Annotated in this window: 10 protein-coding genes and 1 pseudogene; 8 read left to right on the top strand and 3 right to left on the bottom strand. The window is 66.1% G+C overall.

The features are described 5' to 3' along the window. Positions 1-243: 243 nt before the first annotated feature. The 5 genes from IPM84_16035 to IPM84_16015 all read left to right on the top strand — a co-directional run bounded on the left by IPM84_16035 (position 244) and on the right by IPM84_16015 (position 8,298). Positions 244-1,311 carry an RNA-dependent DNA polymerase gene (locus tag IPM84_16035; GenBank protein MBK9094247.1) on the top strand — a complete coding sequence of 356 codons (1,068 nt, stop codon included), beginning with the start codon at positions 244-246 and terminating at the stop codon, positions 1,309-1,311. Then, a complete protein-coding gene (locus IPM84_16030; protein ID MBK9094246.1) occupies positions 1,308-4,604 on the top strand; it encodes an SUMF1/EgtB/PvdO family nonheme iron enzyme in 3,297 nt (1,098 codons plus the stop codon). Before IPM84_16035 ends, IPM84_16030 begins: the two co-directional genes overlap by 4 nt. A 508-nt stretch (positions 4,605-5,112) precedes the next feature. Further along, entirely contained in the window at positions 5,113-6,834 is a 1,722-nt protein-coding gene (locus IPM84_16025) for a thiamine pyrophosphate-binding protein (protein ID MBK9094245.1), read from the top strand. Between the two features lie 102 nt (positions 6,835-6,936). Continuing rightward, positions 6,937-7,560, top strand: a complete 624-nt coding sequence (locus tag IPM84_16020; protein MBK9094244.1) for a YgjV family protein — start codon at positions 6,937-6,939, stop codon at positions 7,558-7,560. A 48-nt stretch (positions 7,561-7,608) separates the two neighbouring features. Next, positions 7,609-8,298: a hypothetical protein gene (locus IPM84_16015; GenBank protein ID MBK9094243.1), complete on the top strand. Its 690-nt coding sequence runs from the start codon at positions 7,609-7,611 to the stop codon at positions 8,296-8,298. Positions 8,299-8,313: 15 nt separating this feature from the next. Here IPM84_16015 and IPM84_16010 read toward each other — a convergent pair whose 3' ends face one another. The 3 genes from IPM84_16010 to IPM84_16000 all read right to left on the bottom strand — a co-directional run bounded on the left by IPM84_16010 (position 8,314) and on the right by IPM84_16000 (position 11,295). Further along, positions 8,314-9,105, bottom strand: a complete 792-nt coding sequence (locus IPM84_16010) for an energy-coupling factor transporter transmembrane protein EcfT (GenBank protein ID MBK9094242.1) — start codon at positions 9,103-9,105, stop codon at positions 8,314-8,316. Further along, entirely contained in the window at positions 9,095-10,690 is a 1,596-nt protein-coding gene (locus IPM84_16005; protein ID MBK9094241.1) for an ABC transporter ATP-binding protein, read from the bottom strand. Before IPM84_16005 ends, IPM84_16010 begins: the two co-directional genes overlap by 11 nt. 74 nt (positions 10,691-10,764) lie before the next feature. Continuing rightward, the gene (locus IPM84_16000) at positions 10,765-11,295 is read right to left on the bottom strand and encodes an ECF transporter S component (protein MBK9094240.1); all 531 of its coding nucleotides are present in this window, start codon (positions 11,293-11,295) and stop codon (positions 10,765-10,767) included. Between the two features lie 175 nt (positions 11,296-11,470). On the opposite strand from IPM84_16000, the gene IPM84_15995 reads away from it, so the two are divergent. The 3 genes and pseudogenes from IPM84_15995 to IPM84_15985 all read left to right on the top strand — a co-directional run bounded on the left by IPM84_15995 (position 11,471) and on the right by IPM84_15985 (position 13,999). Next, positions 11,471-12,124: a winged helix-turn-helix transcriptional regulator gene (locus IPM84_15995; GenBank protein ID MBK9094239.1), complete on the top strand. Its 654-nt coding sequence runs from the start codon at positions 11,471-11,473 to the stop codon at positions 12,122-12,124. Beyond that, positions 12,121-12,975, top strand: a complete 855-nt coding sequence (locus tag IPM84_15990; protein MBK9094238.1) for a DUF309 domain-containing protein — start codon at positions 12,121-12,123, stop codon at positions 12,973-12,975. Before IPM84_15995 ends, IPM84_15990 begins: the two co-directional genes overlap by 4 nt. 103 nt (positions 12,976-13,078) lie before the next feature. Beyond that, positions 13,079-13,999: pseudogene (locus IPM84_15985) on the top strand (proline dehydrogenase family protein). Position 14,000 lies beyond the last annotated feature (1 nt).

Raw genomic sequence — 14,000 nt, 5'->3', positions numbered from 1 at the left:
TCGACAGGAACAACGGGTTTCGTGTGGTGGTGTCCACATTTTTCCACGGCCGGAAATGCCCGGCGGGGACGTGCAGCCTTCGGGGGACCACGTCACTTCGGGGCCGAGGCGAAAAATGGCCGAGTCTGCTCCTGGCCGCGCCTGGTTTGCACCAGGCCGGGCACATACCAACGGCCCCGCGCCCTCGGTTCGTCCCTGGCGCGGGGCCACCCGTCCTCGTGAGCGCATGGGCTGAGGCACGCAATGTTCGTTGAGTTATGCGCGTGGGACAATCTTCTCCTGGCCTATCGCCGCGCCGCCAAAGGCAAGCGCGGTCATCCCAACGTCGCCGCCTTCGAGCATGACCTGGAAGGCAATCTTTATCAGTTGCAGGCCGAGCTGCGCGCCATGACGTACCTGCCCGGCGCATACGTCAACTTCACCATTCATGAACCCAAGCAGCGCCTGATTTCGGCCGCGCCCTTCCGCGACCGGGTCGTCCACCACGCCCTCTGCAACCTCATCGAGCCGATCTACGAACGCAGCTTCGTGGTCAACTCCTACGCCAACCGGGTTGGCAAAGGCACGCACCGCGCCCTCGACCGCGTGCAAGCCCTGGCGCGGCGCTATCCGTATGTCTGGCAGTGCGATGTGCGCCAATTTTTTCCCAGCATTGACCACACCCTGCTGCGTGACATGCTGGCGTCGAAGGTCGCCGACCCGCAGGTGCGCTGGCTGATGGACCGTATCCTCGCCGGCGGCGCCGGCGTGCTGGCTGACGCCTACGATATGCAATACTTCTTCGGCGATGACCTGTTTGCCCCGTTGCGTCCGCGCGGGTTGCCCGTTGGCAACCTCACCAGCCAGTTCTGGGCCAACGTCTATCTCAACGGCTTCGATCACTTCGTCGTGCGCCAGCTGCGCTGCCGCGGCTACGTCCGTTTTGTTGACGATCTCCTCTTCTTTGCTGACGACAAAGCCAGCCTGTGGGCCTGGCAAACCGCGGTCGTGGATCGCCTGGCGACGTTGCGCCTCACCATCCACCCTGGCTCGCACCCGCGGCCGGTGGGTGAGGGTATTCCGTTCCTCGGCTTTGTCGTCTGGCCGCACCGCCGGCGCCTCAAACGGCGCAAGGTCGTGGCCTATCGCCGTGTGCTGCGCCGGCTCATCGCTGATTACCGCGCCGGCCGCCTACGGCTGGCCCAGGTCAGCGCCAGCGTGCGTGGATGGGTCAACCACGCCAGCCACGCCAACACCGTCGGCCTGCGCAAGGCCCTCTTCCGCCGCCATCCACTGCGCACATCTCGCCCATCCCCCAAGGAGGTTTCATGAGCCTGGAAATTCTACTGGCCGCCGCTTTGGAGGCCACCCTCAGCTTGCTGGCCGAAGCCGGCTTCGGCGATGCGGTGCGCGACCTCAAGGACCGCCTCGCGCGCACCGACGCACGCCAACGCCAGGCCGCGCTCGAGCGCGCGATGGCTGATGCCATCACGACCGTCGCCGATCCAGACCTGCGGCCGCTCCTGGAGCACCGCCCTTTTCAGGAGGACATCGTCACTGCGCTGCTCGACCCGGAACACCCGCTGGACGTGCAAGCCGCCGCTGCTCTCTTCGGCGACCGTTTCCCCGAGCATCGCCTGGGCCTGCGGCGCTTCTTCACCGCCTTCCAGACCAATCTCCTCCAGGACAAGCTGTGGGGTCCGATCCTGGAACGGGTCCAGGAGTTCCGCTATCGGACCGATATGCAGCAGGCGCTCGAGTCGCGTGGCCTCGCCGCGGCCAGCCTGGTGCAGCGCCTCAACGCCACAGTGACCGGCCCCGGCGCCGCGGCCCAGGGCGACCATCCCGTCGCCGCCGGCGCGCTGGGCGTTGCCGTCGGCGGCGATGTTGGGCGGATCGTGCAGGTCTTTATCCAGCAGGTGAACTTGACGAATCCAGCGGCCGGCGCTGATGCGCAGGGCCAACGCGGCCCGGCCAAGCCCGATCTGCGCGCGCGTTACCTGGAACGTCTGCGGCGTCAGTGCGCGGCTTTGCCCCTGGCAGCCTTGGGCGGCGACGAGGGCGCCGAGGCCGACCTCACCCTCGACCACGTCTACATTGCGCTGGATACCACCGCGCGCGTGCCGTTGACCGCTGACGAGAAGCAAAAACGCGCCGGGGCTGGCGCATCTCGCCTGGGCCGCGAGGATGACACCCGCCCCCTCAGCGCGCTGGAGGCGGCCGGTCAGGCCAGCCGCCTGGTCTTGCTGGGCGATCCCGGCGCCGGCAAGAGCACCTTCGTGCGCAAGCTGGCCGCCTGGCTGGCCGCGGCCAATCGCGGCGAGCCGCCACCCCCAGACATTCCCGGTAACCTCTTGCCCGTCATCGTCGTGCTGCGTGACCTGGCCGCCCGCCTGGCGGGAATCGAAGTGGCGAAGCTGTCTGGCGAACGTCGAGACGAAACGCTGGCCGCGGCCGTGCGCGCGCAGGCCGTGGCCGACCTGGCCCGGCTCGACTGCGCCGGTTTCGCCGCTGACTTGCGCGCCGCCATTCAAGATGGCACGTGCCTGCTGATCCTCGACGGCCTCGATGAAGTCCCCTTTGCCCAGCAGACCCAGGTGCGCCAGGCGGTAGGCGCGGTCATTCAATGCTATCATCCGGCGCGCCTCATCGTCACCTGCCGCATTCGCTCCTACACCGGCGCGGCCGTTCTGCCCAACGTGCCCTCGTTTACCCTGGCGCCCTTCGACGACGAGAAGGTGCGCGCCTTTGCCACGGCCTGGTATAACGCGCAGCGGGAGATGGGCCGCGTCGATGCCGAGCAGGCCCGGCGCAAGGCGGCCAACCTGGCCGAGGCCGCCCTATCAGCCGACCTGCGCGAGCTGGCGGAGAACCCCATGATGCTCACGACCATGGCCATCATCCACCAGCGCGAGATCGGCCTGCCCAAAGAACGGGTGCGTTTGTACAGCCTGGCCGTGGACGTACTGCTGCGCCGCTGGCAGCAGCGCAAAGCCGGCGAAACCGGGCTGACGCCCTCCGCGGCCCTGTCGGCCTTCCTGCGCGATGACCTCAAGCTACGGCTGGTCATGGAACGGCTGGCCTACGAAGCGCACCGGGCCAAGCGCGGCGCCGCGGTTGACCTGGAACGCGGCGCGACGCTCGTCCTGCTCGACCAGGCCGAGTACCTGGGTGACACGAGCCTGGCGGCCGAGTTTCTCGACTATGTGGATCAGCGGGCCGGCCTACTGCTCGGTCGCGGCGGCGAGCTGGGACACCCGGCGACCTACAGTTTTCCCCACCGCACCTTCCAGGAGTACCTGGCTGGTTGTTACCTGGTCGGCCAGCGCCAGCCTGACCGCACCTACTATGCCCATGCCGCTGAAGGGGACTACTTCGGCCTGGCCGCACGCCTGGGCGCCGAAGAGCTCCTCTACAACCGTCGCAATCTGCACGGCCTGCTCGATCTCGCCTATCACCTCTGCCCTGCGCACGAGATCGCGACCACGCAGGCCCGCCGCGCGACCCTCTGGGCTGGCCTCACGGCTGCGCTCGCCGGGCGCGAGACGATTGAGCGCGACGCCAACGGCCCGGACGGTGGGCCGGTCTACCTGGCGCGGCTGATCCCACGGTTGGCGGCTCTGCTCGCCGCCGGCCTGACGCCGCCCGAACGCGCCGATGCCGGTGTGGCCCTGGCCCGGCTGGGCGATCCGCGCGGCGAGGCGATGACGATCGAGGGCATGGCGTTTTGCTTTGTGCCCGCGGGGCGGTTTGTGATGGGCAGTGCGGCCGGCGACAAAGCGGCCGACAGCGACGAGAAGCCGCAGCATGCGGTTGATCTGGCTTACGGCTACTGGATGGGACGCTACCCCGTGACCAACGCGCAGTACGCCGCGTTCGTGGCCGCAGGCGGGTACAAAGAGGCCAGTTACTGGCCGGAAGCGGCGGCGGCCGACTTTTGGCGTCAGGGCGAATTCAAGGGGCGCTGGGACGATACGTGGCGGCGCGGGCCGAACGATTACGGCGAGCCGTTCACGCTGCCCAACCATCCGGTCGTGGGGGTGAGTTGGTACGAAGCGTTGGCCTTTGTGCGCTGGCTGAGTGGACACGCGCGCCAATGGCTGCCGGCGGGGTGGGAAGCACGGCTGCCGAGCGAGGCGGAGTGGGAGAAGGCGGCGCGGGGCGGCGAAGAGATACCCGTGTCAGCGGTGATACGACCGTTGGGTGCGGACCTGGCCGCGGCGCCCGGGATAATGCGGCAGGCGAACCCGGAACCCCGGCGCACCTACCCATGGGGCGAAGAGATCACGCCGGAGAAGGCCAATTACAGCAACGCGGGGATTGGCGCGACCAGCGCGGTAGGCTGTTTTCCGTTGGGTGCGAGTCCGTACGGTGTGGAAGAGTTGAGCGGCAACGTGTGGGAGTGGACGCGCAGCTTGTGGGGAGAGAATTATCCTTACCCGGGCGATGTACAGGGTAGGGCCTCGCGCGAAAACCTGGCGGCAGGACCAAATGAGTCGCGTGTCCTGCGGGGCTATTCGTATTATGGTAATAGAACAAGCGTTCGGTGTGCTTATCGCGACGGGGACGACCCGTACTACCTCGACAGGAACGGCGGGTTTCGTGTGGTGGTGTCCCCATTATGACTCTGAACGCTGACCCCTCTGACCTCTGTAACTCTGAAAATCTGAAAAACATGATGGGCAGGTCAGCACTGGTATGTTTTCTAGCCCCCAGCCCAGCCAACGTGGCGACCGGCCAACCAATCCAAAACCGCCGGTAGGCGGCGAAATTTTTTTTCGTGCCGCACCCCATTCTCGGCTGCCAGCTCAGGAATTCCAAATGTGGCCGGGTTTTTGACCACAGATGCGTTTTCTCCGAAAACGCAGAGATCACAAAGAACGCAGAGAAGTTGCCGATTTGCGTCTGATCTGCCGTTTCTTTGTGTTCACCAACCCCCCGCATGTGCTCCTTGTGGTTGAATGTGCGCTACATTTGGAACTGCTGCCGGTTTTCAGCCTGGTTGTCAGCCTCTGTGATGTGTGCTAGAATTGAGACCAGGTGCGGTGGGGATTCTCCCGCCCAACCAAGTGCATGAATTCGTTCAATTCGTTCAATTCGTGGCAGGACGCTGGCAAAACAGGACAGGATTTCATGGACGGTGGTCAGATCGTGGCCGCTGCGCTGAAGGCGCAGGGCGTGACCTTTCTTTATACGCTGGTCGGCGGGCATATTTCGCCTATCCTGGTGGCCGCGCAGCAGCAGGGCATCCGTGTGGTGGATGTGCGCCATGAGGCCACCGCGGTCTTCGCGGCCGATGCCACCGCGCGCCTGACCGGCATCCCCGGTGTGGCCGCGGTCACGGCCGGCCCGGGCGTCACCAACACGCTGACCGCGCTCAAGAACGCGCAGATGGCGCAGTCGCCCGTGGTGCTGCTGGGCGGCGCCGCGCCGACTGCGCTGCGGGGTCGCGGCGCACTGCAAGACATGGACCAGATGTCGCTGCTGCGCTCCGTGGTCAAATGGTCGGCGGCCGCGCGCCGCGTGCGTGACCTGGCGCCCATGCTGCACACCGCCTTCGAACAGGCGCAGAGCGGCGTTCCCGGCCCGGTCTTTGTGGAATGCCCGATTGATCTGCTGTACGCCGAACCGGTGGTGCGCAACCTCTACGGCGCGCAGAGCGGCGGACGCAGCCTGGCCGGCCGTCTGCTGCAGGCCTACCTGCGCTGGCATGTCAACCGCCTCTTCGCCGGCGTGCCGGCCAACCCGGTGCAGGCGCCGCGGCCGATCTCACCGGCGCTGCCCAGCGCGGAACGGGTCGCGGCCGCGGCCGCGGCGCTGCAAAAAGCGCAGCGCCCGGTCATCCTGATCGGCAGCCAGGCCCTGCGGACGCCCAATCAGGCCGCCGACCTGGCCGGGGCGCTGACCGCCATCGGCGCGCCGGTTTATCTGTCCGGCATGGCGCGTGGCCTGCTTGGACGTGACCATGCGCTGCACCTGCGCCACAAGCGCCGCGAGGCGCTCAAGGAGGCGGACCTGGTGCTGCTGGCCGGCGTGCCCTGCGATTTCCGCCTCGATTACGGCAATCAGATCGGCCGCCGCGCCCGGTTCATCTCCGTCAACCGCAGCCACGACGATTTGACCAGGAACCGGCGGCCTGACATTGGCATCCAGGCCGACCCGGGCGCGTTCCTGCGCCAATTGGCCGCGCACCAGGTTGATGGCGAACGCTGGGCGCCCTGGCTGGCGCAGATTCAGGCGCGTGATCGCGAGCGCAATGCGGAAATTGCCGTGCAGGCCGAAACGCCAACCGCGTCCATCAACCCGCTGCACCTCTGCCGCGAGATCAACGCCGTTTTGGGCCCGGACAGCATCATCGTGGCCGACGGCGGCGACTTTGTGGCGACGGCCTCTTACATCGTGCAGCCGCCCGGCCCCTTGACCTGGCTGGACCCTGGCCCCTTCGGCACGCTGGGCGTGGGCGCCGGCTTTGCCCTGGCCGCCAAACTGTGCCGGCCCGCGGCTGAGGTCTGGCTGCTCTACGGCGACGGCGCGGCCGGCTTCAGCCTGATGGAGTTCGACACCCTGGTGCGTCACCAGGCGCCGGTCATCGCCGTGATTGGCAACGACGGCGGCTGGACGCAGATTGCCAGGGAACAGGTGGAGATGCTGCACAGCGACGTAGCCACCGTGCTGGCCCAAACCGACTATCACCGGGTGGTGGAGGGGCTGGGCGCAGTCGGCTTGCGGCTGGACGACCCTGAGCTGGCTGCGGAAACCCTGGCCCAGGCGCGGCAGGTCGCGGCCACGCGCCCGGTCCTGGTCAACGCGCTCTTGGGCAAGACCGACTTTCGCAAAGGCTCCATCTCGATGTAATTTCAATTTGTAGGGGCGATTCCTCGCGGTCGCCCGCATGGGCAGGCGCATGGCCATGCCCCTACTCATCGAAAGACGGACAGAGGGATTCGGAGGGATTCGATGGAAACACAAACACTCTATGAAATCATCGGCTATGTGGCTTCGATCGTGGTGGCGATTTCGCTCACCATGCGCTCCGTGTTGCGCCTGCGACTCGTCAACCTGATCGGCGCCGCGGTCTTTACGATCTACGGCGCGCTCATTCACGCCTACCCGGTGGCGGTGCTCAACGCCCTGATCGTGCTGATTGATCTTTACTACTTGATCGAGATGGCGCGAGCGCGGGCCTACTTTGCTCTGCTGGAGGTCACGGCGGAATCCAAGTATCTGCCCGCGTTCCTGCGCTTTCATGCCCAGGGCATTCAGCAGTTCTTTCCCCACTTCGACTACACGCCCGACCCGGCCGATGTCATTCTGTTCGTGCTGCGTGACATGGTGCCGGTGGGTCTCTTTATCGCGCAGGCCGGTGAGCCAGGCGAGATGAACGTCCTGTTGGATTACGTGGCGCCTGGCTATCGTGATCTCAAGCCGGCGCTGTTCCTGTATGCGCAGCAGGCGCCGCGCTTCCGCGCCCAGGGCATCACGCGCCTGCGTGCAGCCGGCAGCACGCCGGCCCATCGTAGCTACCTGGAGCGCATTGGCTTTACGTCACAGGGCGACTACTACTACCGGTCGTTGGCCTGATCCTGGCCGCCCGGCCGCGCCAGATTGCCCATGGAGGGGTAAATCATCGTGTTCGAATTGTCCTATCGCCCGCCCAGCGTGCGGGCCATCATGGTGGGCGTCTTTCTGACCCTTCTGCTTTGCGTCATCGGCTGGTCCCTGGGCAGCGTCGCCAAGCTGGTCGGCTCCCTCTTTCTCTTTCTGCCCGATCAGCTTGGCATTGTGCGCCAGGTCGAGCGGGCAGAAGTGATCTCGTTCGATCTCACCCATTCGCCGACGGTCGTTGATCTGCCGGCCGCGGGCCGCTATGCCTTCTACATCGCCGACGTGGATCTGCTGACCATCACCGATCAGATCATGGAGACCGACGCGGCCCCCTGGCTGGCGGTGAAAGCGCTGGATGGTGGGCGCACGCTGCCGGTGACCTTCATCCGGCGCGGCATGGCACTCTATGACACGCCGTTTGCCGCGGGCCGGCCGGTCATGAGCTTCGATGCGCCCAGCGCCGGTCGTTATGAGGTGTCTCACCTGGCGCGTCCGGCCGTGGCAGCCATCGTGCCAGACTACACCAGCGGGCATGAAACGGTCTTGCTTCTCGTCTACCTGGTGCAAATCACCATTGTCCTGGGCGTGCCCAGCCTGTGGTACTATCTGCGCCACCGCGAGCAGTGGGAGATGACCACCGCGCTGCGCGCGCAGCGGCGCATCGAGACCGATGCCTTCTGGACGCAGCAAAAACCGCACAAGCCAAAGGAATGACGGCACGCCTCTTTCTCACCACGTCGTCGCGCCCCAGCCCAGGAGCAAACGGCCGGCCAGGAACAGCCCAAAGGCCACGCTGACGGCCCCGCAGATCCAGGTATCGGTGCGCGTGAAGCGAATATCCTGCCAGACACTGCGCGTCCCTGGAGCGCCGAAGCCGCGACAGGCCAGCGCCAGCCCCAGATCCTGGCTGAGGCGCAGGGCCGCAATGATGACCGCCACCAGCACCGGCCGGTAGGCGGACAGTCGCGCCAGCAGGCTCTGCCGTTCAGGCGTCCAGCCGCGGGCCTGCTGCGCTTCGATGATGTTGACCCACAGGCCGTAGGTGGTGGGCAGGTAGCGCAGGGCCAGGCTGAAGGTCATCCCGTATTCGAACGGCAGCCCCAGGCGCACCAGTCCGAGCACCAGCGCCTGCGCCTCGGTGACGAACAACAGCAGCGAGGCGGCAAAGGCCATCACATTGGCGCGCAGTGCGAAGCTGACCCCATCGAGCACGCCGCCGCTGGTGACGACGAGCGGGCCAATGTGCAGCAGTGGCGCACCGGCCCCGCTGGCAAACAGGGGCTGCAGCAGCAGAATGAAGAAAGTCAGCGGGGCCATGCGCGCCCACAGCCAGCGCAGCGCCGACCAGGGCACCCCGGCTCCGACCAGCAGCAGGTGAGTCAACACCAGCAGCCCGGCCAGCAGCGCCAGGTGCTTGAGCAACAGCGCCATCAGCAGCAGCACGCCGACCAGCAGGAACTTGCTGCGCGGATCAAGCCGGTGCAACCAGGACGCGCCCGGCACAAAGAGATCAAAGCGCATGGGCCGTCTCCCCGACAGGCGCCGGCGTCAGACCAGCCTCAAGCAGGAGGGCCCGCTGCCTGAGCACCTCACCGGGCGCGCCGTCGGCCACCAGGCGGCCGTCCTGCATCACCAGCACGCGCTGCGCATGATCCGCCACCAGCGCCAGGTCGTGCGTCACCAGTACCAACGTGATTCCCTGCGCATGTCGTTCGTGCAGCCAGGCCAGCAACCCGCCACGGGCCTCGGCATCCAGGCTGACCGTCGGCTCGTCCAACACCAGGATGGGCGTTTCCAGGGCCGCCACCGCCGCCAGGGTGACGCGGCGCCGCTGCGTGAAGCTGAGCACAGCCGGCGGCTGCCCCGCCAGCTCGGTCAGATCGAAGCGCGCCAGCGCCTGCGCCACCCGCTGCGCCACGCTTGCGGCAGGCAACCCCAGGTTGCGCGGGCCAAAGGCGACCTCGTCGCTCACCGTGGCGCTGAAGATCTGGCGTTCCGGGTTCTGAAACAAAAAGCCCACCTGGCGCGCCAGCGCACCCACGCTCTGGCGAGCGCTTTCCTGGCCCTGGACCAGCAGGCGCCCCTGGGTTGGGCGCAGCAGACCGATCAGGTGCTTGGCCAGGGTGGTCTTGCCGGAACCATTGGCGCCGACCAACGCCACGAACTCGCCGGCCGCAATGGTCAGGCTGACGTCCTGCAGCACGGGCCGGCCGGGATGATAGGCAAAGCCAAGCTGCTCCAGGGTGATGGCTGCGGTCGCTCCCGGCGCCTGCTGTCCGGCAGCCAGGCGTTGCCGGCTGTGGTCAGCAGGCTGGGCTGAACCGGGCTGTGCGCCATTGCCTGAGCGCACAGCGATGGCGCTGAGTTGCGCGCTCTCGCCTGACCGGGCAGCGGCATCTTTGGGAACATCGGCTGACGAAGTGACGGAGAGCAGGCGCCCGTGCTGCAGGTGTGCGACCCGGTCGGCAAACGCGGCGACGGCCGGATCGTCGGCTTCGGCCAGCACCACCGTGACATGGCGTTGTTGCCGCAAAACCTGCAGCGTCGCCAGCACTTCGCTGCGACCCCGCGGATCGAGACCGCCAAGCGGGGCATCGAGCACCAGCAGCGAGGGCTGCATCGCCAGGACGGCGGCCAGGGCCAGGCGTCGCTGCTGCCCGCCGGAGAGGCGTTCGGGCGATTGCGCAGCCACGTCGGCCAGGTGAAAAGTGTGCAAGGCCCAGGCCAGCCGCTCAGCGATGACGGCACGCGGCAGGCCCAACGCCTCCAGCCCCCATACGATCTCTGCTTCGACGCTTGGATTGAAGAGCTGGCTCTCGGCATTCTGGAAGGTCAAGCCGACGACGTCCACCAGCGCGGAAGGCGGGTGCTGCCGGGTATCGCGCTCCCCGATCAACACCTGCCCCTGAAAGCGTCCGCCGGTCAGGTGCGGTACCAGACTGACCAACGCCCGACAGAGGGTGGTCTTGCCGCTGGCGTTGGCGCCCACCAGGGCCAGCCATTCGCCGGGCTGAATCTCCAGGTCAATGGCATCCAGCGCCCAGGTGCTGAGACCCGGATAGGCGTAGCGCAGGCCGCTGATGCGCACCGCGGCGGCCCGATTCATCGCAGCGCCAGCGTTGACAGGATTGACAGGAAAATCGCCTTGCGCTGCGCCAGACAAGCGGTGCGGAGGGCCAATTACTCGGTCCAATGCCCGAACGCGCCCCACTGCGCCAGGGGAGGATAGGCACGCAGCACCGCAGCGAAGAGAGGAATGCCGACGATGCCGCCGCTCAGCGCCTGCAGGACATTGGGCAGGACACCAGTGACCGCTTCACCGATGCCGGTGAGCAGGATGCCGGCGAAAAAATAGCCGATGATGAGGATCAGACCGCCGCTGCTGACGGCGATGAGCTGGCCGTAAAGCCCAGGGATGCGCCGCGTCAGCAGGCCGGCCACATAACCCTGGATGCCATGCACCAGCAGGGAAAAGATGGCCCACTGGGCGTAGCCGGTGGTCGCATCCACCAGGGATGTCCCCAGGCCGCCGGCCACCGCGGCCACCCAGGGGCCAAAGGCAAAGGCGGCGAAGTAGATCGCGGCGTCACCCAGGTGAACGAAACCCTGGGAGCCGATGGGAATCTGAACCAGCCGCGTCAGAACATAGACCACGGCAATCATGATGGCAACCAGGGAGGCTACGCGTGGGTCAAGAGACTGTCGTTTCATGGTTTTACCTCGTGCGAGCGTGTGGGGATAGGCGTTATGCTGCAAGCGGGAATCGGCTTCACCCTTCCGCCTAAGGGGTCAGGCGCAATTCGTGCCTGCTTTCAGCATATTATACGCTGGATTACGGTTTTGTGAAGTTTACAACGACCTGACCGCGTGCTATAATCTTGTCATCATGCAAGCCATTGACAATGAACAATCTACCCGATACACGGTCCTCATCACGCTCAAGAAGCAGGGACGGCTGACAGCAAACGAACTGGCGGAAATGCTGACGATGACGCCGATGGGGGTGCGCCGTCACCTGGCCCTACTGGAGCACGACGGCCTGGTGCATCATGAGACGGTGCAGCGAGGCATGGGCCGGCCCAGCAACGTCTATTGGCTCAGCGAGCAGGCGCAGGACGTCTTCCCCGCCACTTACGCGCAACTGACCAATGAGCTGCTGAGTTACATCGAACTGCTCGATGGCAGCGCGCATGTGGATGCCATCTTTCAACGCCGCGGCCAGCGTCGCATCCAGCAAGCTCAACTGCGCCTGCAGGATAAGCCAACCCTGGCCGCGCGCGTGGCTGAGCTGGCGGCCATTCTGGACGAGGATGGCTACCTGGCCGATTGGCAGCAGGTGGACGACCAGACCTTTGTGCTGCGCGAGTTCAACTGCGCGGTACATCACGTGGCCCGGCGTTTTCAGCAGGCCTGCGGCTCCGAAATCGAGTTCATTCAGACGGTGCTGCCCGACGCCACCGTGGAACGTCAGCATCACATCCTGCGCGGCGAAACCTTCTGCGGCTATCGCATCGTTGCGCGTCAGGCAGGCAACCCATGATGACATTGCCCACAGAGGCCGGCGCACGGCAGCCGGATGCAGCCACGGCGCCCAGCGCGCCCGCGGGTCTGACCCTGCGGCGCGTGGCGGCCTACATCCCGGATCTTTTCTTCAGCGTGCGCGTGACCGATGCCATTCAAGCGCTGGGCGGCGTGCCCGATCTGGTGGAATCCGCCGACGAGTTGTGGGAAGCGATAGGGCGCTGGCCCGCGCTGGTGTTGATTGACATGACCGCGCCTGGCGACTGGCTGGCGGTGGTGCGTCGGGCCAAGAATCTACCGCACACGCGCCTGATCCCCATCGTGGCCTTTGGCAGTCACGTGGAAAGCGGGGCGCTGACCGCGGCGCGGCAGGCCGGCTGCGACCATGCCTGGGCCAGGTCGCGCTTCGTGCAGGAACTGCCCGCGCTGGTCAGGCAGCATCTGGAGAAGATACCGGAGGAGATCGAAGGCTGGGACGATGCGCCGGCCGCGCTGGCCGTGGCCGGCTTCGAGGCGTTCAACGCGGGACATTACTGGGAACAGCACGAACTGCTGGAAGGCGCCTGGCGTGAGGAAGCGCGTCCGGTGCGTGAACTGTACCAGGGCATCTTGCAGGTTGGCGTGGCGCTGCATCAGATTGAGCAGGGCAAATGGGCCGGCGCCATCAAACTGCTGCGCCGCGGCCTCAATCGCCTGGACCGGCTGCCCCCGCTCTGCATGGGCGTTGACCTGGACGCCTTTCGCCGCCAGGCGTATGCCCTGCATCAACATCTGATGGAACTCGGCGCCGAGCAGCCGGCTGTAACTCAGCTAGACTCGACCAAGTTACTCGATCGGTGCTTTTATCCGCACATCACGAGGAAGTCCTGATGAACAATCAGCCCGGGCCCCCCCCGGCGGGGGGGGGGGGGGGGGGGGGCGCCGGCCCCCGGCGGCGGGGCGTCTTTGTCAATCCAAAGGGGGATGGACGTTTATGGGTGTGATGCGTACTGCACTTCTGGCCCTGTCGCACAGCAAACAGGCCCAGGGACTGATCGTGGCTGTGCCGCTGTCGCGCAGGGCGGCGCGGCGTTTCGTGGCCGGCGAAACGCTCGCCAACGCGGTCGAGGTGATTCGTCAGCTCAACAGCCAGGGGATCACCGCGACCGTGGATTACCTGGGCGAGTATGTTTCCAGTGAGGCCGAGGCGCGCAACAACGCTGATGAGTACCTGCGGCTGCTGGATGCCATTCAGGCCAACGGCCTGAAGGCTGGCGTCTCCGTCAAGTTGACGGCCATGGGGCTGCATGTCGGCGATGACTTTTGTTTCACCAACGTGCGCCGCATCGTGGAGAAGGCCGAGCAGATCGGCAGCTTTGTGCGCGTTGACATGGAAGACGCGGCTGTCACCAGCCGCACGCTGGCGATTTATCGCCGCCTGCGTGACTCGCATCCGTGCGTCGGCGTGGTGATCCAGGCCTATCTCTATCGCAGTCAGCAGGACGTGGCCGCGCTGATTGACGAGGGCATGGCCGACGTGCGCCTGTGCAAAGGCGCGTACGATGAGCCGCCAACCGTGGCCTTCCCCACCAAGCCGGAGGTGGACCAAAATATGCTGGCGCTCTGCCGGCAGATGTTCGACGCCAGCGCAGCGCACGCCGCAGACCTGCACCTGGCGGTGGCCTCGCACGATGACCAGATTATCAACTACGCCAAGGCTTACGCCTATCATCACGGCATCGGCCGCGACCGCTTCGAGTTCCAGATGCTCTACGGCATCCGTCGTGATGTGCAACTGGCCCTGGTCAAAGAGGGCTACAAGGTGCGCGTTTATGTACCCTTCGGCACCGCCTGGTACGGCTATTTCATGCGCCGCCTGGCCGAGCGGCCGGCCAACCTGGTCTTCTTCCTGCGCG

It is taken from the genome of Candidatus Amarolinea dominans (assembly GCA_016719785.1).
GTDB lineage: Bacteria > Chloroflexota > Anaerolineae > SSC4 > Amarolineaceae > Amarolinea > Amarolinea dominans.
Note: the sequence above shows the minus strand (reverse complement) of the source record. Positions and strands in the feature narration are given on the sequence as shown.